Here is a 21,184-nt window from a genome sequence, read left to right as displayed (position 1 = left end):
GAACGGGGGCTGTCGACACCGTTGTGTAACGGTTCGTCGGCGGCCCCCGTGGTCAGCCTCCCACCAGAGAGGGCTGCCGTACACTGACTCGGACGGACATTCGGAGGAGTACGTGCCTGAAGGTGTGACCGCGGGGATCACGCTCCTCGCGAACCGCTACGAGATCGGTGACGTCATCGGTCGCGGCGGCATGGCGACGGTGCACGTGGGCACGGACACCCGGCTCGGACGCAAGGTCGCCGTCAAGCTCCTCAAGCCGAGCCTGGCGAACGACCCCGCCTTCCGGATCCGCTTCCGGCAGGAGGCACAGGCCGCGGCCCGCATGGCGCACCCGACCATCGTCCGCGTCTACGACGCCGGCGAGGAGACGGTCACCGAGCCCTCCGGCGCCGAGGTGCAGGTTCCCTACATCGTCATGGAGCACGTCGACGGCCGCGCGCTGTCCGACGTCCTCGAGGACGGTCCGCTCGCCCCGGCCGAGGCGGTCCGCATCACCGAGGGCATCCTCACCGCGCTCGAGTACTCGCACCGCGCCGGCGTCGTGCACCGCGACATCAAGCCCGCGAACGTCATGGTGACGCACAGCGGCCAGGTCAAGGTCATGGACTTCGGCATCGCGCGGGCGATCACCGACACCTCTGCCACGGTCGCGCAGACGACGTCGATCCTCGGCACCGCGTCGTACTTCTCCCCGGAGCAGGCGCGCGGCGAGACCGTCGACGCCCGGACGGACCTCTACTCCACGGGCGTGGTGCTCTTCGAGCTCCTGACCGGCCGACCGCCGTTCACCGGCGACTCGCCGGTCGCCGTCGCCTACCAGCACGTCAGCGAGCAGCCGGTCGCCCCGTCGACCCTCTCGCCGGACGTGTCGCCGGCACTCGACGCCGTGACGCTGCACGCCATGGTGAAGGACCGCACCCGGCGGTTCCAGAACGCCGCCGAGTTCCGGACCGACCTGCAGCAAGCCGCCGCCGGTCGGGTCCCCGTCTCGACGCGCACGCTCCAGCAGAACGCCGCGCACGACGCCTCGACCATGCTGTTCGGCGTCAACCCGCGCACGACGTCGAACCCGGCCGTCGCCTTCCGCGAGCTCGACGACGACACCGCGGAACACCGTCCGCAGCGTACGCAGAACCGTCCGCCGGTCGCGTGGATCTGGCTCGGCATCATCCTCACCGCCGCGGTCATCGCCGGTGTCGTCTTCTTCGTCGCCAATCTCCAGCCGGGCAAGGCCCCGGTGTCGTCGTCGGTGTCGGTGCCGAACGTCGTCGGCGCAACGTGGGACTCCGCGCGCGGCGAGCTCGAGAAGCGCGACCTGGGCGCCGTGGAGGTCGGTGAGAACTCCGACGACGTCGCGAAGGACACCGTGATCCGCACGGAGCCCGGCTCCGGCACCAACGTGGCCCGCAACCAGAGCATCCGGGTGGTGGTGTCGCTCGGACCGGAGCAGGTCGCCGTACCCGACGTGTCGAAGCAGAGCCAGGACGCTGCCCAGCAGGCTCTGGAGGCTGCCGGCTTCGAGGTCGGCGCGATCAACTCCGACTACTCACCGGACGTGCCGGAGGGCACGGTCATGAGCACCGACCCGGCGAGCAGCACGCAGCTCGAGAAGGGCTCCGTCGTCAACCTGACGGTGTCGAACGGCAAGGTCCGGCTGCCGAACGTCACGCAGCAGCCGATCTCGGCGGCGAACACGACGCTCGCGAACCTCGGGCTCGACGTGCAGGCGTCCCCGACCTACACCTGCACGGGCAACACGGTCACGCAGCAGAGCGCCCCGGAGGGCGACGTCGCCCAGGGCAGCACCGTCGTGCTCACCTACTGCGCCGCTCCGGTGCGGCAGCCTTCGCAGCAGCCGTCGGCGCCCGCGCAGGACGGCGGCCAGGGCAACAGTGGTCAGGGTGGCGGCGGCCAGGGTGGCGGCGACCAGGGCGGCGACGGGCAGTAGTCCGCGCGCCCGGGGTCGACCGACCGGGTCCGACTGCTCGGTCCGGCCGGGAGGCACGGCTCGCGCCCGCCCCGCCGGTCCGGCGTGGTCAGCCGGTACCGTCCCCCGCCGTGCGCCTCCCGCGCGATCGTCGCGCTGCGCTCGCGCTGCCGTCGCAGGCGGTCGGTGCGCTCAGGCGCGATGCTCGGCGATCAGCGGGTTGAGCGCGGCCGCCCGCTCCGCGGCACCCTCGAGGCCGGTGGTCTCGAGCCAGTTGCCGACCATGCGGTAGCCGCCCTCGGTCAAGACCGACTCGGGGTGGAACTGGACCCCGTAGAGCGGGTGGTCCCGGTGCTCGACGCCCATGATGACGCCGCCGCCGGTCCGGGCGGTCACGGTGAGCTCGTCGGGCACGGTGCCGTCGACGATCGCGAGCGAGTGGTAGCGGGTCGCCGTGAAGGGGTGCGGCACGCCCGTGAACAGCACGCTGTCGTCGTGGTCGACCTGCGACGTCTTGCCGTGCATGAGCTCCTCGGCGTGCGTCACCGTCGCCCCGAGGGCCTCGGCGATGGCCTGGTGCCCGAGGCAGACCCCGAGCAGGGGCTTCTCCACCGCCATCGCGGCGTGCACGGTCGGGATCGACAGCCCGGCGTCTGCGGGTGTGCCGGGACCCGGGGAGAGCAGCACGCCGTCGTAGTCGGCGATCCGCTCGGCGATCTCGTCCTCGGCGAAGGCGTCGTTGCGCACGACGTCGGTCTCGGCGCCGAGCTGCTGCACGTACCCGTTCAGCGTGTAGACGAAGCTGTCGTAGTTGTCGATGACGAGGATCTTGGTCATGGTCGGATCACCGTACTCGTGGGGGATGTGCGCAGGCTCCTGAGGGTCTTCCCACACACGCGGTCACGGTAGGATACCGGCCATGGCCAAGGACAAGGACCGCACCAAGCCCGCCCGGAGGACCCGAGCCGACTCGGTCGACACGGCGGGTGACCAGCCCAACCCCGTGTGGTTCAAGCCGGTCATGTTCGGCTTCATGCTCGTCGGCCTCGCGTGGGTGATCGTCTTCTACATCTCGAACACGACGCTGCCGGTGCCGACCCTCGGTTCCTGGAACATCCTCATCGGCTTCGGCATCATGTTCGTCGGCTTCCTCATGACCACTCGGTGGCGCTGACCCCGCTCCCGACACCACACGCCCGTCGTACCCCTCGGTACGGCGGGCGTCGTCGTTCCGGCCTCGATCGCGCTCTCCACAGGGCCGCGGTCACTGATGCACGCTCGTCCACACCAGAACGGCGGCTTGTCCACAGTTCTCCACACATTCCACACGATCATCCACATCCAAGCCCCGGAGTTATCCACAGCGGAGTCCACAGTGGGGATAATCACACCGGTGTAACTCACCGAGTTTTCCCCAGTTGTGGAGAACTCGCGCGCGAGGTGTGGAGAACGAACGAACGCCCCGCTCCACCGAGTGGTGGAGCGGGGCGTTCGAGGAGTCGTTCGGCCGGTCAGCCGATCACGTAGCCACCGACGGTGAGGTACGCGGCGCCGATGCCGGCGACGAGCACCACCGCCTCGGCCACGAGCAGGCCGATCTGCAGCCGGCGCTGCCGGATGTTCCGGGTCTTCGAGAACACGAACCCTGTGACGAACCCGAGGACGATCCCGCCGACGTGCGCCTGCCAGGAGATGTTCGCCCCGGGCAGGAAGCCGAGCAGCAGGTTCAGGCCCATGATGACCAGGAGCTGCACGGCGTTGTTGCCGAGGCTCCGCTGGATCACGAAGAACGCCGCGAACAGCCCGAAGATCGCACCCGAGGCCCCGACGACCGGCGTCCCTGGCGTCAGCAGGGAGACGGCGAGGTCGCCACCGAGCCCGGCCAGGAAGTACAGCGCCAGGAAGCGCCACGTGCCGAGCAGGTTCTCGAGCATCCGCCCGAAGATGAACACCGCGAGCATGTTGAACGCGATGTGCAGGAACGAGGAGTGCACGAACAGGCCGGTGACGAGCCGCCACGGCTGCGTCCCCACCAGCGGGGTCCAGTAGGCCAGCCACTGGTTGACGAGGCCGCCGGAGAGCAGGTTCACCAACCAGATGACGACCGAGACGGCGATGATCACCACGGTCGCCTTCTGGTCGACCATGGCGAACCGGCGCCGAGCGACCGTCAGGCTGCTCGGCGCGCCGGACGCGCGACGGTTCGACTGGAACTGCGCCCGCTGCTCACGCACGCACTCCGGGCAGTGCACACCCACGGCGGCCGGCGTCTGGCACTCGGTGCAGATCGTCCGTCCGCACCGCTGGCAGAGGATGAAGCTCTGCCGGTCGGGGTGCCGGTAGCAGTAGTTCGCCCGGTCGGAGCCCTGGTCGGTCACCGAGTTCAGACGTCCTCGACGTCGATGCTCTCGATGACGACGTCGTCGACGGGCTTGTCGCGACCGTCGGTCGGCACGCCCTCGATCGCGTCGACGACCGCACGGGACTCGTCGTCGGCGACCACACCGAAGATGGTGTGCTTGCCCTGCAGCCACGGGGTGGCCACGGTGGTGATGAAGAACTGCGACCCGTTCGTGCCACGACCACCCTGGATGCCGGCGTTCGCCATCGCCAGGATGTAGGGCTCCTGGAACGTGAGCTCCGGGGAGATCTCGTCGTCGAAGCGGTAGCCCGGGCCACCGATGCCCTGGCCCAGGGGGTCGCCGCCCTGGATCATGAAGTCCTTGATGATGCGGTGGAAGACGACACCGTCGTAGAGCTTGTCGGTCGAGACCTTGCCCGTGCCGGGGTGCGTCCACTCCTGCTTGCCGGTCGCGAGGTCGACGAAGTTCTTGACGGTCTTCGGAGCGTGGTTGCCGAACAGGTTGACGCGGACGTCGCCCTTGTTCGTGTGGATCGTTGCGACAGCGGTGTGCAGAGACATGTGTCGATTCTCGCATGTACTCCCGACGGTGACACGGATCACACAGCCGACGATCCGTGACCTGTCAGGGTGCTCGGTGGCAGGATGGGGGTCACGCCGTTCCGATGGAGGTACCAGATGACGACGATCGAGATCCCGCGCAAGCGTCGGAAGCAGATCAAGAAGCTCAAGGGCAAGACCGCCTCGCTCCTCGGCGAGCAGCGCAAGGTCCTCGAGCACGCGAACGCGATCCTCGCCGAGGCCCGCTCGCACGCAGCAGACGCAGCTCGCAAGGACATCGCACCGCGTGTCCAGAACGCGATCGACAACGGCATCCGCCCCGCGGTCGCCACCGGCGTGCACGCCGCGACGTCGGCCGCACAGAGCGCCTCGCACCGCTTCCAGACCGAGGTCGTCCCCGGTCTCGTCGCGACCGCCGGCTCCGTGCTGAGCGTGAAGGACCTGGCGAAGGACCCGCGCGTCAAGAAGATCGTGAAGGAAGCCCAGAAGAAGGGCAAGAAGGCCGGCAAGGTCGCGGCGAAGTACACGCCCGGCCAGCAGAAGAAGGGGCTCGGCTTCGGCGGGGTCGCCCTGATCGTCGTCGGCGTGGTCGCCGTCGCCGGTGCCGCCTACGCCGCGTACCAGACGCTCCGCGCCGACGACGACCTCTGGGTCGCCGACGACGCCGACTCGGCGGAGAAGCCCGCCGCCTGACCTCCCGGTTCGATCGAAGGGCCCCGGCACTGCGCCGGGGCCCTTCGTCGTCCCGCGCCGGCCTGCCCGCCGCCGCACAGCACCCCTCGCCCGCCGCGAACGGGCACCCCCTGTCACCCTCAGCAGCCCTCCCCGACAGATCGCGCCCGCTCGGCGCCACGCACGCGGCACGTCCTGCCCGCTCGGCAACCGACGGCGCGAGGCTCGCCTGCCCGGCTTCCGTGGGAGCCGAGGTGCGGCGCGGTGCACGACGCTCGCCACCTCCGACCGGCCCCCGCGGCGCACGGGTGACCGTCTGTCGGACGGGAGGCGCGGTGCACCCCCGCCACGCGCCTCCCGTCCGGCGCACCGCATCACAGACGCGCCCGCGTGCGCCCCTCGAGGTCCCGGAACACGCCGCCCGGTCGCCGTCCGGGTCCCAGGGAGAGCCCGTCAGCCGCGCGAGATGCCGTCATTGCGGAACCCGGGGCGCCCACCGCGGAGCGGCGCAGCGCGAGCGCACGACGAAGCCCCCGGGGCCACGGAGTGGCACCCGGGGGCTTGCGGGAGTGGAGCCTGGGAGAATCGAACTCCCGACATCCTGCTTGCAAAGCAGGCGCTCTACCAACTGAGCTAAGGCCCCGTTCGGGCCAGCGTACCGGCCCCGGAGGGAAGTGGTGGGGCTACAAGGACTTGAACCTTGGACCTCTTCGTTATCAGCGAAGCGCTCTAACCGCCTGAGCTATAGCCCCTCAGACCGGATGAAAGCCTACCCCAACGATCCCGCAGAACGAAATCGAGCGGTGGGAACCCACCCGGCCGGGTGTGTCAGTTGTTCGTGAAGCCCACGAGCAGCCCGCCCGTGATCCGCACACTGAGGTTGTAGAGCACGCTCACGATGGCGCCGAGCACGGTGCCGACGACCACGTTGAGGATGCCGACCACGACGGAGAACCCGAGGACCTGCCCGAGGGAGAACTGGTCCATGATCGAGTAACTGTTCTGCCCGGTCACGTCTCGCAGCAGGGCGTCGATCTGCGTGAATACGCCCGTCTGGTTGAGGATGACCCAGACCAGTGCCGTCGCGACGACGATCACGATCGACCCGGCGAGGGCGATGAGGAAGCTGAGCTTCACCATCGACCAGAAGTCGAGGTACACCAGCCGCAGACGGACCTGCCGGGTGCCGACGGGCCGCTTCGCCTTCTTCTGGAGCTTCTCGGCGACACTACTCATTGTTCGACTGGTCCTCTCCGGCCTCGTCCTCGACAGGCTCGGTGTCGGCGGGGTCGGCGGGTTCCGGGGCCGCTTCGTCAGGGCTGACCGTCTCCACCGGGCCCGCAGGCTCGATCTCGGCGTCGTCCTGGTCGTCCAGGTTCCGCTCACTGTTCCGAGCCACCGCGATGATCCGGTCGTTCTCCGCGAACCTCGCGAAGACCACACCCATCGTGTCGCGACCCTTGGCGGGCACCTCGGACACGGAGGACCTTACCACCTTGCCCGATTGCAGCACGACGAGCACCTCGTCGTCGGCGCCGACGATGAGCGCGCCGACGAGGTCGCCCCGGTCGGCCGCGAGCTTGGCGACCTTGATGCCGAGACCACCGCGGCCCTGCACCCGGTAGTGCTCGACGGCGGTGCGCTTGGCGTACCCGCCCTCGGTCATCACCCAGACGTAGCCGTCGTCCGAGACCACCCGGGCCGCGAGGAGCGCGTCGTCGCCGCGGAATGACATGCCCTTCACGCCGGAGGTCGACCGACCCATCGGGCGCAGGGTGTCGTTCGTCGCGGTGAAGCGGAGCGACATGCCGTGCTTCGACACGAGGAGCAGGTCGTCGGTCTCGTCGACCAGCAGGGCCTGGACGAGCTTGTCGCCCTCGCGGAGGTTGATCGCGATGATGCCGCCGGTGCGGTTCGTGTCGTACTCGGTCAGCGCGGTCTTCTTGACGAGACCCTGCTCGGTCGCGAGGACGAGGTACTGGGCGGCCTCGTAGTCGCGGATGTCGAGCACCTGCTGGATCTGCTCGTCGGGCTGCATCGCGAGCAGGTTGGCGACGTGCTGCCCCTTGGCGTCACGGCTCGCCTCCTGCAGCTCGTACGCCTTGGCCCGGTAGACGCGGCCCTGGTCGGTCAGGAACAGCAGCCAGTGGTGCGTCGTCGTGACGAAGAAGTGCTCGACGATGTCGTCCGCTCGGAGCTGGGCGCCCTTGACCCCACGTCCACCGCGGTGCTGCGAGCGGTAGTTGTCGCTGCGCGTGCGCTTGACGTACCCGCCGCGGGTGATGGTGACGACCATCTCCTCCTCGGGGATGAGGTCCTCGATCGACATGTCGCCGTCGTAGCCGAGCATGATCTCGCTGCGACGGTCGTCGCCGAAGCGGTCGACGATCTCCGCGAGTTCGTCGCCGATGATCGTGCGCTGCCGGGTCTCGGAGCCCAGGATGTCCTGGAAGTCGGCGATCTTGCGCTCGAGCTCGTCGGCCTCGTCGTGGATCTTCTGGCGCTCGAGCGCGGCCAGGCGGCGCAGCTGGAGCTCGAGGATCGCGCGGGCCTGGATCTCGTCGACCGAGAGCAGGTCCATCAGACCCGTGCGCGCTTCTTCGACGTCGGGCGAGCGACGGATGAGTGCGATGACCTCGTCGAGGGCGTCGAGCGCCGCCAGGTAGCCGCGGAGGATGTGCGCGCGCTTCTCGGCCTCGCGCAGCCGGTACTGGGTACGACGGACGATGACGTCGATCTGGTGGTCGACCCACGCGGAGATGAACCCGTCGAGCGCCAGCGTGCGGGGCACACCGTCGACGATCGCGAGCATGTTCGCGCCGAAGTTCTCCTGCAGCTGCGTGTGCTTGTACAGGTTGTTCAGGACGACCTTGGCGACGGCGTCGCGCTTCAGCACGATGACGAGGCGCTGGCCGGTGCGACCCGAGGTCTCGTCGCGGATGTCGGCGATGCCGGAGAGCTTGCCGTCCTTCACGCCCTCGGCGATGCGGATCGCGAGGTTGTCCGGGTTGACCTGGTACGGCAGCTCGGTGACGACCAGGCACGTGCGGCCCTGGATCTCCTCGACGTTCACGACGGCACGCATCGTGATCGAGCCGCGGCCCGTGCGGTAGGCGTCCTGGATGCCCTTCGTCCCGAGGATCTGCGCCCCGGTCGGGAAGTCCGGGCCCTTGATGCGCTGCATGAGCGCGCCGAGGAGCTCCTCGCGCGTCGCGTCCGGGTGGGCGAGCGCCCACTGCGCGCCCTCGGCGACCTCGCGGAGGTTGTGCGGCGGGATGTTCGTCGCCATGCCGACCGCGATGCCGACCGACCCGTTGACGAGCAGGTTCGGGAAGCGGGCCGGCAGGATCGCCGGCTCCTGGGTGCGGCCGTCGTAGTTGTCCTGGAAGTCGACGGTGTCCTCGTCGATGTCCCGGACCATCTCCATGGCGAGCGGCGCCATCTTGGTCTCGGTGTACCGCGGGGCCGCGGCGCCGTCGTTGCCCGGGGAACCGAAGTTGCCCTGGCCGAGCGCGAGCGGGTAGCGGAGCGACCACGGCTGCACGAGGCGGACGAGCGCGTCGTAGATCGCGCTGTCACCGTGCGGGTGGAACTGGCCCATGACGTCGCCGACGACGCGGGAGCACTTCGAGAACGCCCGGTCCGGCCGGTAGCCGCCGTCGAACATCGCGTAGATCACGCGCCGGTGCACCGGCTTCAGGCCGTCGCGGACCTCCGGCAGCGCACGACCGACGATGACGGACATCGCGTAGTCGAGGTACGACCGCTGCATCTCGAGCTGCAGGTCGACCTGCGAGATGCGGTCGCCGGAGACGACGATGTCCCCGCTGTCGCCGTGCACGATCTCGGGCTGCTCGTCGGCGCCGTTCTCGTTCTCGTCAGCCATTGGCTTGCGTTCCCTTTCTGACGGCCTGGAGGCCGTGGTGACGTTCGTCGCGGTGGGCGCGACCACAGGTGGTCCGGACCGGGACGCGCGGCTGGCACCGCGCCTCCCGTCCGGCTCGAGACGGGGACCCGGGTCAGATGTCCAGGAAGCGGACGTCCTTCGCGTTCTGCTGGATGAACTGGCGTCGCGACTCGACGTCCTCACCCATCAGGGTCGCGAAGACACTGTCGACCGCGGCGGCGTCCTCGAGGGTGACCTGCAGGAGCGTGCGGGTGTCCGGGTTCATCGTGGTGTCCCAGAGCTCCTTGTAGTCCATCTCGCCGAGACCCTTGTAGCGCTGGATCCCGTTGTCCTTCGGGATGCGCTTGCCGGCCGCCAGGCCGGACGCCATCAGGGCGTCGCGCTCCCGGTCGCTGAAGACGTACTCGTGCGCGGAGTTCGACCACTTCAGGCGGTACAGCGGCGGCTGTGCGAGGTACACGTAGCCGCGCTCGATGAGCGGCCGCATGTAGCGGAACAGCAGTGTCAGGAGCAGCGTCGTGATGTGCTGGCCGTCGACGTCCGCGTCGGCCATGAGCACGATCTTGTGGTACCGGGCCTTGTCCGGGTCGAAGTCCTCGCCGATGCCGGCGCCGAACGCCGTGATCATCGACTGGATCTCCTGGTTCGCGAGCGCGCGGTCCAGGCGGGCCTTCTCGACGTTGAGGATCTTGCCGCGCAGCGGCAGGATCGCCTGCGTCATCGGGTTGCGGCCCTGCACGGCGGAACCGCCGGCGGAGTCACCCTCGACCATGAAGATCTCCGACAGCGTCGGGTCCTTCGACTGGCAGTCCTTGAGCTTGCCGGGCATGCCGCCCGACTCGAGCAGACCCTTGCGCCGGGTGGTCTCGCGGGCCTTGCGCGCGGCGAGGCGGGCCTGCGAGGCCTGGATCGCCTTCCGCACGACGTCGCGCGCCTGCGCCGGGTTGCTCTCGAACCAGTGGGTGAGCTCGGTGCCGACGACGCGCTGCACGAAGGACTTCGCCTCGGTGTTGCCGAGCTTCGTCTTCGTCTGGCCCTCGAACTGCGGCTCGCCGAGCTTCACGGAGATGACGGCCGTCAGCCCTTCGCGGATGTCGTCACCCGTGAGGTTGTCGTCCTTCTCCTTGATGATCTTCGTCTCGCGTGCGTACCGGTTGACGAGGCTCGTCAGCGCCGCGCGGAAGCCCTCCTCGTGGGTGCCGCCCTCGTGCGTGTTGATCGTGTTCGCGAAGGTGTGGACGCTCTCCTGGTACGAGGTGTTCCACTGCATCGCGAGCTCGAGCGCGATCTTCCGCTCGGTGTCCTCGGCCTCGATCGCGATGACGTCCGGGTGGACGAGGTCCGCCTTCTTCTGCGCGTTGAGGTACTCGACGTAGTCGGGGAGCCCGCGCTCGTAGCGGAAGGAGTCGCGACGGGACTCCTCGCCCTCGTCCGGGGTGCGCTCGTCGGTGAGGTTGATGCGGAGGCCCTTGTTGAGGAAGGCCATCTGCTGGAAGCGCGTGCGGAGCGTCTCGTAGTCGAACTCGACGGTCTCGAAGATGTCGGCGTTCGGCCAGAACGTGATCGTCGTGCCGGTGGTGTCGGTCGCCTCGTCCTGGGAGACCGGTGCGACCGGGACGCCGTCAGTGTAGCTCTGGCGCCAGACGCTGCCCTGCCGGCGGACCTCGACGTCGAGCTCCGAGCTCAGGGCGTTCACGACCGAGGAACCGACGCCGTGCAGACCGCCGGAGACCGCGTAGCCGCCGCCACCGAACTTGCCGCCCGCGTGCAGGACGGTCAGCACGACCTGGAGCGTCGAGACGCCCTCGGCCGCGTGCACGTCGACGGGGATGCCGCGGCCGTTGTCGACCACGCGGACGCCGCCGTCCTCGCGGATCGTGACGTCGATCGTGTCGCAGTAGCCCGCGAGGGCCTCGTCCACGGAGTTGTCGACGATCTCCTGCACCAAGTGGTGGAGACCGCGCGGCCCGGTGGAACCGATGTACATACCGGGGCGCTTGCGGACGGCCTCGAGCCCCTCCAGCACCTGAATCTGGTCTGCGCCGTACGATGGTTCCGTCGGTGGGGCCTGCTCGGTCTCGTCCTGCGGGATCGTCCGGTCGTCGTCAGATTCTGATGTCATGTCGGGATTGCTCCTGCCTGCGCGCGGAACGCCCGCACACTGCACTCGCCAGTCTACCGCAGCGACCCCCGCCCCCGGGGCTGATTCCGCCGCTGGACGGGAGTTCTTCGTCCCCGAGGACGATTTCGTCTCGTCAGCCGTAGGTGTCGCGAGGACCGCGCCCCTGGACGGTCCTGGGGCCGCGTTTCCAGGTGGGGACGTCCGGCCCGGAAACTCGGATCGACTGCACACCCGCCTCGGGGTGCCGTTCGGCGATCGTCGTCGTGACCGTCGCACGCATGAGCCGGAGTTGCGTCGCCCAGGCCGTCGAGTCGCAGCGGATCACGAGCGCACCGTCGTCGATCGTCATCGGACGGGAGTGCTTCGCGAGCTCCTCACCGACCACCGCGGGCCAGTCGACGAACAGCTCGGAGCGGGCGAGCGGCTCCGTCCAGCCGAGCTCCTGGGCGAGGGAACCGACGACGTCGCCGAGTCCGCGCGGTTCGCGTCCGGAGCCGTAGGGGACGGTGTCGGCGTCGAGTTCGCGGGAGCGCCGGCGTCGGGCGTCGACGGTGCGCAGGGACGGGTCGCCGAGGACCGCCCGCAGGTGTCGGTAGACCCGTGCGGGCTCGCTCGGCCGCCACGGCTTCGGCATCAGGCGTCCACCTCGTCGGTCACGATCGTGCCCGCCTCGATCCGGACCGTGTGCGCCGCGAGCTGCGGGGGCACGTCGCCGAACACCGCCGCGGTGATGAGGACCTGCTCGTAGTCCGCGACCGCGCCGGCGAGGCGTTCCCGGCGCGACTCGTCGAGCTCGGCGAAGACGTCGTCGAGGATGATGATCGGGTCGCCGAGCGTCGACTCGGCGCGGAGTACCGCGGCGCTGGCGAGCTGCACGGCGAGCGCGAACGACCAGGACTCGCCGTGACTGGCGTAGCCGCGGGCGGGTAACCCGTTCAGCTCGAAGAGCACGTCGTCCCGGTGGGGCCCGACGAGGGTCAGGCCGCGGTCCAGCTCCTCACGTCGACGGCGCTCGAGCGCCGCGCGGAACGCCTCCGCCGCGGCGGCCACGGACACCGGCTCCTCCGGGGTGCCGAGGACCGGGTCGGTCGCGCCGGCGTCCTCGGGGTCGCCGCCGCGGATGCTCAGCACGCCCGCGATCGTGGCCTCGTGCCGCTCGCCCGCCACGGTCGCGTAGGCGTCCGTCACGAACGGGGCGAGCCGTCGGGTCAGGTGGTCGCGCGCCGCGACGATCTCGGAGCCGAACGCGACGAGCCGGTCGTCCCAGACGTCGAGCGTCGCGAGCGAGCCGGCGCGGGCACCGCTGGCCCGGGCCGACTTCAGCAGGGTGTTGCGCTGCCGGAGCGTCCGGTCGTAGTCGGCGAGCACGCCCTGCATCCGCGGGGCGATCTGGCCGAGGAGCTCGTCGAGCATGCGGCGGCGTCCGGACGGTTCGCCGCGGACGAGTGCCAGGTCCTCGGGCGCGAAGAGCACGCTCGTGCAGTACCGCGGGAGTTCCCGGGGCTTGATCGCGGCGCGGTTGACCTGCGCGCGGTTCGAGCCCGTCCGGTTGATCTGGACCTCGGCGAGGATGCTGCGGTCCTCGTGCGCCAGGCGCGCGCGGACGATCGCCGCGTCGCAGCCCTGGCGGACGAGGGCGGCGTCCGTCGGCACGCGGTGCGACCCGAGGGTGGAGAGGTAGCCGATGGCCTCGACCAGGTTGGTCTTGCCCTGCCCGTTCCGTCCGACGAACAGGTTCGGCCCGCGTGCGAGGTCGACCTCCGCCTCCCGGTAGTTCCGGAAGTCGGTGAGTTGCAGGTGGTCGACGTGCACGCGGGCCGAGACGAGCTCAGGTGGTTACCTGAGCTACGCCTTCTTGACGGCGTGGCCGCCGAACTGGTTGCGGAGCGCCGCGACGGCCTTCATCGTCGGGGACTGGCTGCCCTGACGCGAGACGAAGCGGGCGAACATGGCCGCGGAGAGCGCGGGCATCGGCACCGCGAGCTCGATCGCCTCTTCGAGGGTCCAACGGCCCTCGCCCGAGTCGTCCACGTAGCCCTCGAGCTCGTCGAGCTTCGGGTCCTCGTTGATGGCGAGCACGAGCAGGTCGAGCAGCCAGGAGCGCACGACGGTGCCGCGCTGCCAACCGGCGAAGACCGCGGGGACGTCGTGGACGATGTCCTTGGCCTCGAGGAGCTCGTAGCCCTCGCCGTACGCCTGCATGATGGCGTACTCGATGCCGTTGTGGACCATCTTCGCGTAGTGACCCGCGCCGACGCCGCCGGCGTGCGAGAAGCCCTCCTCGCGGGGACCCTCGGGACGCAGCGCGTCGAAGACCGGCATGGCGAACGCGACGTCCTCGGGGGCGCCGCCCACCATGAGGCCGTAGCCGTTGTCCTTGCCCCAGACGCCACCGGAGACGCCGGCGTCCATGTAGCGGATGCCCTTGGCGTCGAGCTGCTTCGCGTGCACCTCGTCGTCGAGCCACTTCGAGTTGCCACCGTCGATGACGAGGTCGCCCTCGCCGAGGACCTCGGCGAGGTCGGTGATCACGTCGTGGGTGATCTTGCCGTGCGGGACCATGACCCACACGAGCTTCTTGCCCTCGGGCAGTGCGGCGGCGAGGGCGCCGAGGTCGGCGACGTCCGACACCGCGGGGTTCGCGTCGTAGCCGGTGACCTCGATGCCTGCGTTGCGGAGACGGGCACGCATGTTGTTGCCCATGCGACCGAGGCCGACAAGACCGATGTGCATGATTTCCTCTTCTGTTCGTCGTCGCGCTGATGCTCGTCGCGAGTCAGCGCAGTGGTACGGCTGCCGCTATCGCAGCAGGAGATTGGGCTGCAGCAGGTACCGGTACCCGTCCGTCGCCGGAGCCTCCTGCGAGGTCTGGCCGGTGATGAGCACCGGGCCCGGCTTGTTGGGGTTCTCCGTCTTGGTGAAGGAGATCCTGACGAACTCGGAGTGCACCGCGTTCAGCCCGTCCAGGAGGAAGGCGGGCTTCAGCGAGACCACCGTCTCCTCCCCGGTCAGCAACGCACTGATCGACTCTGACGCCTGCGCTTGTTCGGAACCGATCGCCTCGAGCGTGAGCCCGTCGACCGAGAAGGAGAACCGGAGCGCCGCTTCGCGCTCCAGGACGAGGGAGACCCGTCGGACGGCCTCGACCAGCTCCGCGGTGTTGATCACCGCGTGGTCGTCGACCGTCTCCGGGAAGAGCCGGCGGACCGGCGGGTAGTTGCCCTTGATGAGCAGCGAGGTGACCGTCTTGTCGTCGGCGTGGAACGCGATGAGCTCGCGGTCCGAGGTGCCGCTGATCGAGACCGACACGGTCGAGGCGGAACCGAACGTGCGGCCGACCTCCTGCAGGGTGCGAGCCGGGACGAGGGCGTGCAGCGGGTCCGAGCCGACGCGGCCGGAGTCCCACGCGATGGTCCGGACGGCGACGCGGTAGCGGTCCGTCGCGATCAGGGACAGGTCGTTGTCGCCGACCTCGAGCTGCACGCCGGTGATGACGGGGGTGACGTCGTCACGGCTGGCGGCGACCGCGACCTGGGACACGGCCTCCGAGAACGAGTCCCCGGGGATGACGCCCGTCTGCTCGCCGACCTCGGGCAGCGTCGGGTACTCCTCGACGGGCATCGACAGCAGCGTGAAGTGCGCCGAACCGCAGGTGACCGAGATCCGGGACTCCTCGGTCGTGAAGGTGACCGGGGCGTTCGGCAGGCGGCTCGCGATGTCGTTCAGCAGCCGACCGGAGACCAGGACCGTGCCGGAGTCCTCGATGTGCGCCGTGATCGACGTCTGCGCCGAGACCTCGTAGTCGAACGACGACAGCGTGAGCCGGTCGCCCTCGGCGTGGATCAGGACACCGGACAGGATCGGGAGGGTCGTGCGCTGTGGGAGGAGCTTCACCGCGAAGGAGACGGCTTCGGAGAAGACGTCCCGGTTGACCTCGAACTTCACAGCTGGGACCCCTGTCGATCGGTGCGGACTGTCCGGCCGCCCCATTGTGGCACAGCGGAGCAGGGCCCGGATTTCTTGTCATCCCGCCGTCCACAAGGTTGGCCCGCGGAACTTCATCGTTAACCAGGATCAATGGTGTTAACGCCTGTGCACAGTGTGGATAACTCTGTGCATCCCGCTTCTCCACAGGGAACTACACACGTGTGAGTTGTGAGTGGCGTGTTGACGGCTTCGGGATGAAGAAAAGTCATCTATCCGCTTCCATCCCCAGTCTCCACAGGTGGGGGCAGGACTGTGAACAACGGGACCGCGTGTCCTCCACAGTTATCCACAGGCTTTCCACACTGGGGGAAACTCGGCGCATGGAACCGTCTCAGATGGTGGATGCGCGCCGCAGCGGGCCGATCGAGGTGGTCGCGGCGTTGCCGCACGGACGTCGACGCGATGGTGACGGAACGACGGACGGGAGGCGCGGTGCCGTCCGGCCCCGCGCCTCCCGTCCGTCGGGTGGTCCCGCTCGCGTCAGGTGGTCCCGCTCGCGTCAGCGGTAGCGGCGGTCCTGCTTGATGCGGCTCGTCAGCTCGGTGACCTGGTTGTAGATCGACCGGCGCTCCTTCATGAGCTCGGTGATCTTCTTGTTCGCGTACATCACGGTGGTGTGGTCGCGGTTGCCGAAGAGCTGGCCGATCTTCGGCAGCGACAGGCTCGTGAGCTCACGGCAGAGGTACATCGCGATCTGCCGTGCTGTCGCGATCGCCTGGGACCGCGAGGACCCGTACAGGTCGTCGACGGAGAGCTTGAAGTACTCCGCGGTGTGGTTGATGATGTCCGTCGGCGCGACCACGTTGTCGTCGTCGAGCGTGATGAGGTCCTTGAGGACGGTCTGCACCAGGGCCATGTCGACGGCCGTGCGGTTCAGGCTCGCGAAGGCCGTCACGCGGATGAGCGTGCCCTCGAGCTCCCGGATGTTGCTCGACACCTTCGACGCCATGAACTCGAGGATGTCGTCCGGCACCTGCAGGTGGTCGGACTGCGCCTTCTTGCGGAGGATCGCGATGCGCGTCTCGAGCTCCGGCGCCTGCACGTCGGTGATCAGACCCCACTCGAAGCGCGAGCGCATCCGGTCCTCGAACCCGGTGAGGTGCTTCGGCGCGACGTCCGACGTGATGACGACCTGCTTGTTGTGGTCGTGCAGCGTGTTGAACGTGTGGAAGAAGGCCTCCTGCGTGGAGTCCTTCCCCTGGAGGAACTGGATGTCGTCGATCAGCAGGATGTCGATGTCGCGGTACCGCTGCTGGAACTGGTTCGAGCGGTTGTTCGCGATCGAGTTGATGAAGTCGTTCGTGAACTCCTCGCTCGACACGTACCGCACCCGGATCCCCGGGTAGAGGCTCTCGGCGTAGTGGCCGATCGCGTGCAGCAGGTGGGTCTTGCCGAGACCGGAGTCGCCGTAGATGAAGAGCGGGTTGTACGCCTTGGCCGGTGCCTCGGCCACCGCGACCGCCGCGGCGTGGGCGAACCGGTTGGACGAGCCGATGACGAAGTTGTCGAAGTTGTACTTCGGGTTGAGCCGGGACTCCGGGCGACCGCTGGTGCCCGGTGCGTCGATCTGGCTCGGGACGAACGGCGCCTCGATGTACTGCCGGGGCGCGGCGCTCTGCTCGACGGGCTGCTGCACCGGTTCGGCGTACTCCGGCAGGTGGCTCGGCACGACCGGGTCGACGCGGGGCTCGGAGGCCATGTCCGGGTTGACCGTGATCGCGAAGTTCGCGACCGAGTCGTCACCGACGCGGGAGACGGCCTCGGTGATCGGGATGCGGATGCGCTGCTCGAGCATCCCGCGGGTCAGGTCGTTCGGGACCTCGAGGTAGAGGGTGCCGGCGAGGACGCCCTTCGGTTCGACCAGGTTGAGGAAGCCGTGCAGCTGCGGGGTGATGCGGTCGTCCTCGGAGAGGAGGCCCAGGACGGAGGACCAGAGGTCCTCGACGGGGTCGGCCGGCATCGTCATGTCGCGCTCGTCTCCTGGTCTGCTGTCGGTGGTCGGTTGCTGTCGGACGGCCCCGGACGTGGTCGTGCCCGGCGAACGGGCGGTCGTGTCCGGGCGGCACCGTCGTCGGTCCTGTTCACGGTCGCCCCGGGCGGTGATCCACAGGGTTGTCCACAGTCCTGTCCACGTCGACCTGGTCGCGGGCGGGGAGGTGACTCCCCCGTCGCTCCGCGGAACGGGCCGATCGATCACACCACTGTAAAGGGTCGGAGCGTGTCGTACCGAACGCACGTTTTCCCCAATGTGGATGATGATCGTGCGCAGGCCGATGGCGGAGCACCGGCCCGGCACCGTTTGACCTCCACGCCGCTGTCACGTACCGTTAACCAGTTGACTGCGGCCATTCGGTCGCGCCCATCGTGCTGTTCGGCCTCGTCGAGCGGCTGTAGACATACGTGACGGTTCGCGCCGGGCCCATCCTCGCGCGCAGCCGTGTGGAGATCATCATGAGCAAGCGCACCTTCCAGCCGAACAACCGTCGTCGCGCCAAGAAGCACGGCTTCCGCGCCCGCATGCGCACCCGTGCCGGCCGCGCGATCCTCGCCGCGCGCCGCAGCAAGGGCCGCACCGAGCTCAGCGCCTGATCGCGCTGCGCCGGTCCGCACTGCACCCCGCTCCGCTGGACGCGTCCACGGTGTCCGGGCCTGCGCGGTACGGATCCGGGCAGCGTTCGGTCCGGTCCCGGATCGGGACCCGGTAGCGATCGTGTTGGCACGCGCCAACCGCATCGTCCGCGGTGACGACTACCGGTCCGTCGTGCGTCGTGGTCGCAGGAGCGCCACGGCGCACGTCGTCGTATCCGTGGTCCGTCGCTCCGCCGGCGCCGAGGTCCCGCCCGACGGCCCCACGCGCTTCGGCTTCATCGTCGCGAAGACCGTGGGCAACGCCGTCACGCGCAACAGCGTGCGACGACGGCTCAAGGCGATCGCGCACGGCCTGCTGACCGAGGTCCCCACCGGCCACGACGTGGTGATCAGGGCCTTGCCAGCCGCAGCGCAGGCCACATGGCCTACCCTGCTCGGAGACGTCTCGCGCTCCCTCGCGCGCGGGCTCGAGAAGGCAGCATGAACCGCACCCTGTGGACCCGGCTGGCCTGGGTCGTCGCGTTGCTCCCGCGCAACGTGTGCGTGGTCGTGCTGCGCGCCTACCGTGCGGTGGTCTCGCCGCTGTACGGGAACGTCTGCCGCTACCACCCGTCGTGCTCCCGGTACGCGCTCGAGGCCATCCAGCAGTACGGCGTCGTCCGCGGCTCGGCGATGGGCGCCTGGCGGATCGCACGCTGCAACCCGTGGGCAGCCGGCGGGATCGACGACGTGCGCGAGCGCGACCGTCCCTTCCGGCTGAGCCGCTTCGGGTTCGTGCTCCCCCCGTCCTCGTCGTCCCCACAGCCGTCCGGCGATGCCCGTCGCCCGGTCCTGCTCCCCCAGCGCACTCGAAAGGCGTGACCGTCCTCATGGACTTCATCGGAACGATCCTCTGGCCACTGAAGTGGGTGGTCTCGGCGATCCTCGTGGCCTTCCACTGGATCTTCGAGTCGATCGGCATGGACCCGTCCGCCGGCCTGACCTGGGTGCTGTCGATCATCTTCCTGACCTTCGTGGTCCGCGCCGCGCTGATCCCGATCTTCGTGCGCCAGATCAAGTCGCAGCGCCGGATGCTCGAGGTCGCGCCGCAGCTCAAGAAGATCCAGGACAAGTACAAGGGCAAGAAGGACCAGTTCTCGCGTGAGGCCATGAGCCGCGAGACCATGGCGCTCTACAAGGAGACCGGGACGAACCCGCTGAGCTCCTGCCTGCCGCTGCTCATCCAGATGCCGATCTTCTTCTCGTTGTACTCGGTGCTGCACGAGGCGCAGATCAACAAGACCGGCATCGGTCTGCTCACGAACACCCTGGCCCAGGACTTCGGCAACGCCGCCCTGTTCGGAGCGCCCCTGCACGAGACCTTCACGAACGCCTCCGGGTGGGAGGTCCGCATCATCGCGGGCTTCATGATCGTGGTCATGACGGCGTCGCAGTTCGTCACCCAGCTGCAGCTCGTCGCGAAGAACATGTCGCCGGAGACCAAGGCGTCGCCGATGTACCGGCAGCAGAAGATGATGCTGTACATCCTCCCGCTCGTCTTCGTGATCTCGGGCCTGAGCTTCCCCCTCGGCGTCATGTTCTACTGGCTCGCCTCCAACATCTGGACCATGGCGCAGCAGTACTTCGTCATCCGCAGCATGCCGACGCCGGGTTCCGAGGCCGCCCTCGCCCGCGAGGCCCGCCTCGCCAAGAAGGCACAGCGACGCGGCACCCCGGTGCTCGCCGAGGCCGGCGCGGGTGTCGGCGCCGTCGAGGTCGAGCCCGTCCGTGTGACCACGCAGCGGCAGCAGCCGGTGGGCAAGAACCGCGCCAAGAAGAACGGGAAGAAGTAAGTGACCGAGCAGGACACCGCCGCCGCCGAGACGACCGAGACGGCCACGACCGGCACGGGCGCGACCGAGGAGGCCACGAGCGTCGAGGACGACACTCGTGACGAAGCCGACATCGCGGCCGACTACATCGAGGAACTGCTCGACATCTGCGACCTCGACGGCGACATCGAGATCGAGGAGCGCGCCGGTCGCGTCTACCTCTCGGTGACCGACGAGGGCGGCGCCCTGCGTGTGCTGTCGAAGCCGGACACGGTGTCGGCGCTGCAGGAGCTCACGCGCATCGCCGTGCAGGCGGAGACCGGCGAGTTCAGCCGCCTCATCCTGGACGTCGGTGGGTCGCGGGACGCCCGTGCGACCGAGCTCCAGCGGCTCGTCGACACCGCCGTCGAGCGCATCGAGGCCGGCTCGGCGACGGCAGCCCTCCCTCCGATGTCGTCGTACGAGCGCAAGCTCGTCCACGACCTGGTCGCCGAGAAGGGCTTCCACTCGGAGTCCGAGGGCGAGGGACGAGACCGCCACACGGTCGTCACGCGATGACGGACGACGCTGCGCCGGTCCTCGAGCAGGAGCCGGCGGCCGCGGTCACGCTCTTCGGCGACCGGATCGAGCTGGCCCGGTCCTTCACGGGTGAGCTCGCGCGCCGTGGCGAGGAGCTCGGGCTGATCGGACCGCTCGAGCTGCCGCGCCTGTGGACGCGACACATCCTCAACTCTGCCCTGCTGGCGCCGCTGCTCCAGGCGAACGGCCGCGTGGCGGACGTCGGCTCCGGCGCGGGCCTGCCCGGCCTGGTGCTGGCGATCGCACGACCGGACGTGTCCTTCATGCTCATCGAGCCGATGGAGCGACGCTGCGACTGGCTGAACGCCGAGGCTGGTCGCCTGGGGCTCGACAACGTCACGGTGCTCCGGGGCCGGGCGGAGGACGTCGCCGACTCCGTCGTCGTCGACCAGGTCACGGCGCGGGCAGTCAGCGCGCTCTCGAAGCTCATCCCGCTCACGGTGCCGCTGGTGCGGTCCGGCGGGCAGCTCATCCTGATGAAGGGCGCCCGGGTCGACGACGAGATCGAGAAGGCCCGCAAGGTCATCCTGCGGAAGCGACTCGCCGACGTCGAGGTCCTCGAGCTCGGGGACGGAGTGGTCGACGAGACCACCCGCGTCTTCCGGGCTACAGTTGACTGACGCTGCTGCTCGGCCCGGTTCGACGGGTTGCGAGGATGCCGATGTTC

The 21,184-nt window shown here is 69.1% G+C and carries 20 protein-coding genes and 2 tRNA genes; 9 read left to right on the top strand and 13 right to left on the bottom strand.

Annotated elements, in window-relative coordinates; all coding sequences use genetic code 11:
* Positions 1–112 precede the first annotated feature (112 nt).
* The gene (gene pknB / locus Cus16_RS10720; RefSeq protein WP_223246588.1) at positions 113–1,948 is read left to right on the top strand and encodes a Stk1 family PASTA domain-containing Ser/Thr kinase; all 1,836 of its coding nucleotides are present in this window, start codon (positions 113–115) and stop codon (positions 1,946–1,948) included.
* Between the two features lie 171 nt (positions 1,949–2,119).
* Here the strand turns inward: pknB and Cus16_RS10715 are convergent, their stop codons facing one another.
* Complete coding sequence (locus Cus16_RS10715) at positions 2,120–2,764, bottom strand: anthranilate synthase component II (protein ID WP_069712653.1); 645 nt, start codon at positions 2,762–2,764, stop codon at positions 2,120–2,122.
* 82 nt (positions 2,765–2,846) lie between these two features.
* Between Cus16_RS10715 and Cus16_RS10710 the strand changes: the two genes are divergently transcribed.
* Positions 2,847–3,101: a cell division protein CrgA gene (locus Cus16_RS10710; protein WP_069712652.1), complete on the top strand. Its 255-nt coding sequence runs from the start codon at positions 2,847–2,849 to the stop codon at positions 3,099–3,101.
* 337 nt (positions 3,102–3,438) lie between these two features.
* Here the strand turns inward: Cus16_RS10710 and Cus16_RS10705 are convergent, their stop codons facing one another.
* Positions 3,439–4,305 (bottom strand): rhomboid family intramembrane serine protease, encoded by an 867-nt coding sequence (locus tag Cus16_RS10705; protein WP_069712651.1) that lies wholly within the window; start codon positions 4,303–4,305, stop codon positions 3,439–3,441.
* Positions 4,306–4,310: 5 nt separating this feature from the next.
* Positions 4,311–4,850 carry a peptidylprolyl isomerase gene (locus Cus16_RS10700; RefSeq protein WP_069712650.1) on the bottom strand — a complete coding sequence of 180 codons (540 nt, stop codon included), beginning with the start codon at positions 4,848–4,850 and terminating at the stop codon, positions 4,311–4,313.
* Between the two features lie 117 nt (positions 4,851–4,967).
* On the opposite strand from Cus16_RS10700, the gene Cus16_RS10695 reads away from it, so the two are divergent.
* Positions 4,968–5,543: a hypothetical protein gene (locus Cus16_RS10695; protein ID WP_083263886.1), complete on the top strand. Its 576-nt coding sequence runs from the start codon at positions 4,968–4,970 to the stop codon at positions 5,541–5,543.
* 549 nt (positions 5,544–6,092) lie between these two features.
* Here Cus16_RS10695 and Cus16_RS10690 read toward each other — a convergent pair.
* The 10 genes from Cus16_RS10690 to dnaA all read right to left on the bottom strand — a co-directional run bounded on the left by Cus16_RS10690 (position 6,093) and on the right by dnaA (position 17,504).
* Positions 6,093–6,165 (bottom strand) — tRNA-Ala (locus Cus16_RS10690).
* A gap of 32 nt (positions 6,166–6,197) precedes the next feature.
* Positions 6,198–6,274: transfer RNA gene (locus Cus16_RS10685), tRNA-Ile, on the bottom strand.
* 76 nt (positions 6,275–6,350) lie between these two features.
* Complete coding sequence (locus Cus16_RS10680; protein ID WP_069712649.1) at positions 6,351–6,758, bottom strand: DUF3566 domain-containing protein; 408 nt, start codon at positions 6,756–6,758, stop codon at positions 6,351–6,353.
* Entirely contained in the window at positions 6,751–9,408 is a 2,658-nt protein-coding gene (gene gyrA / locus Cus16_RS10675) for a DNA gyrase subunit A (protein WP_069712648.1), read from the bottom strand. Before gyrA ends, Cus16_RS10680 begins: the two co-directional genes overlap by 8 nt.
* Before the next feature lie 133 nt (positions 9,409–9,541).
* Positions 9,542–11,551 carry a DNA topoisomerase (ATP-hydrolyzing) subunit B gene (gene gyrB, locus Cus16_RS10670; RefSeq protein WP_069712647.1) on the bottom strand — a complete coding sequence of 670 codons (2,010 nt, stop codon included), beginning with the start codon at positions 11,549–11,551 and terminating at the stop codon, positions 9,542–9,544.
* A 133-nt stretch (positions 11,552–11,684) separates the two neighbouring features.
* Positions 11,685–12,185: a DUF721 domain-containing protein gene (locus tag Cus16_RS10665; protein WP_069712646.1), complete on the bottom strand. Its 501-nt coding sequence runs from the start codon at positions 12,183–12,185 to the stop codon at positions 11,685–11,687.
* Positions 12,185–13,363, bottom strand: a complete 1,179-nt coding sequence (recF, locus tag Cus16_RS10660; RefSeq protein WP_069712645.1) for a DNA replication/repair protein RecF — start codon at positions 13,361–13,363, stop codon at positions 12,185–12,187. The genes Cus16_RS10665 and recF overlap by 1 nt, the downstream gene beginning before the upstream one ends.
* A gap of 33 nt (positions 13,364–13,396) precedes the next feature.
* Positions 13,397–14,284 (bottom strand): phosphogluconate dehydrogenase (NAD(+)-dependent, decarboxylating), encoded by an 888-nt coding sequence (gene gnd, locus Cus16_RS10655; protein WP_141718939.1) that lies wholly within the window; start codon positions 14,282–14,284, stop codon positions 13,397–13,399.
* Positions 14,285–14,350: 66 nt separating this feature from the next.
* The gene (gene dnaN, locus Cus16_RS10650) at positions 14,351–15,496 is read right to left on the bottom strand and encodes a DNA polymerase III subunit beta (RefSeq protein ID WP_069712643.1); all 1,146 of its coding nucleotides are present in this window, start codon (positions 15,494–15,496) and stop codon (positions 14,351–14,353) included.
* Positions 15,497–16,037: 541 nt separating this feature from the next.
* Positions 16,038–17,504, bottom strand: coding sequence for a chromosomal replication initiator protein DnaA (gene dnaA / locus Cus16_RS10645; RefSeq protein ID WP_069712642.1), 1,467 nt, complete (start codon positions 17,502–17,504; stop codon positions 16,038–16,040).
* Between the two features lie 485 nt (positions 17,505–17,989).
* On the opposite strand from dnaA, the gene rpmH reads away from it, so the two are divergent.
* The 6 genes from rpmH (at position 17,990) to rsmG (ending at position 21,137) form a co-directional block, all read left to right on the top strand.
* Positions 17,990–18,127, top strand: a complete 138-nt coding sequence (gene rpmH, locus Cus16_RS10640; RefSeq protein ID WP_019181680.1) for a 50S ribosomal protein L34 — start codon at positions 17,990–17,992, stop codon at positions 18,125–18,127.
* Positions 18,128–18,248: 121 nt separating this feature from the next.
* The gene (gene rnpA / locus Cus16_RS10635) at positions 18,249–18,611 is read left to right on the top strand and encodes a ribonuclease P protein component (protein WP_069712641.1); all 363 of its coding nucleotides are present in this window, start codon (positions 18,249–18,251) and stop codon (positions 18,609–18,611) included.
* Positions 18,608–18,988, top strand: a complete 381-nt coding sequence (gene yidD / locus Cus16_RS10630; protein WP_069712640.1) for a membrane protein insertion efficiency factor YidD — start codon at positions 18,608–18,610, stop codon at positions 18,986–18,988. Before rnpA ends, yidD begins: the two co-directional genes overlap by 4 nt.
* Before the next feature lie 8 nt (positions 18,989–18,996).
* Positions 18,997–19,959 carry a membrane protein insertase YidC gene (gene yidC / locus Cus16_RS10625; protein ID WP_069712735.1) on the top strand — a complete coding sequence of 321 codons (963 nt, stop codon included), beginning with the start codon at positions 18,997–18,999 and terminating at the stop codon, positions 19,957–19,959.
* On the top strand, positions 19,960–20,496 hold the full coding sequence (locus tag Cus16_RS10620; protein WP_069712639.1) for a protein jag: 537 nt from the start codon (positions 19,960–19,962) through the stop codon (positions 20,494–20,496).
* Complete coding sequence (rsmG, locus tag Cus16_RS10615; protein WP_069712638.1) at positions 20,493–21,137, top strand: 16S rRNA (guanine(527)-N(7))-methyltransferase RsmG; 645 nt, start codon at positions 20,493–20,495, stop codon at positions 21,135–21,137. Before Cus16_RS10620 ends, rsmG begins: the two co-directional genes overlap by 4 nt.
* Positions 21,138–21,184: the final 47 nt, after the last annotated feature.

This window comes from Curtobacterium sp. ER1/6 (genome assembly GCF_001742745.1).
GTDB classification, from domain to species: Bacteria; Actinomycetota; Actinomycetes; order Actinomycetales; family Microbacteriaceae; genus Curtobacterium; species Curtobacterium citri.
The sequence above is the reverse complement of the archived record's forward strand: the minus strand, read 5'-3'. Positions and strand labels throughout refer to the sequence as shown.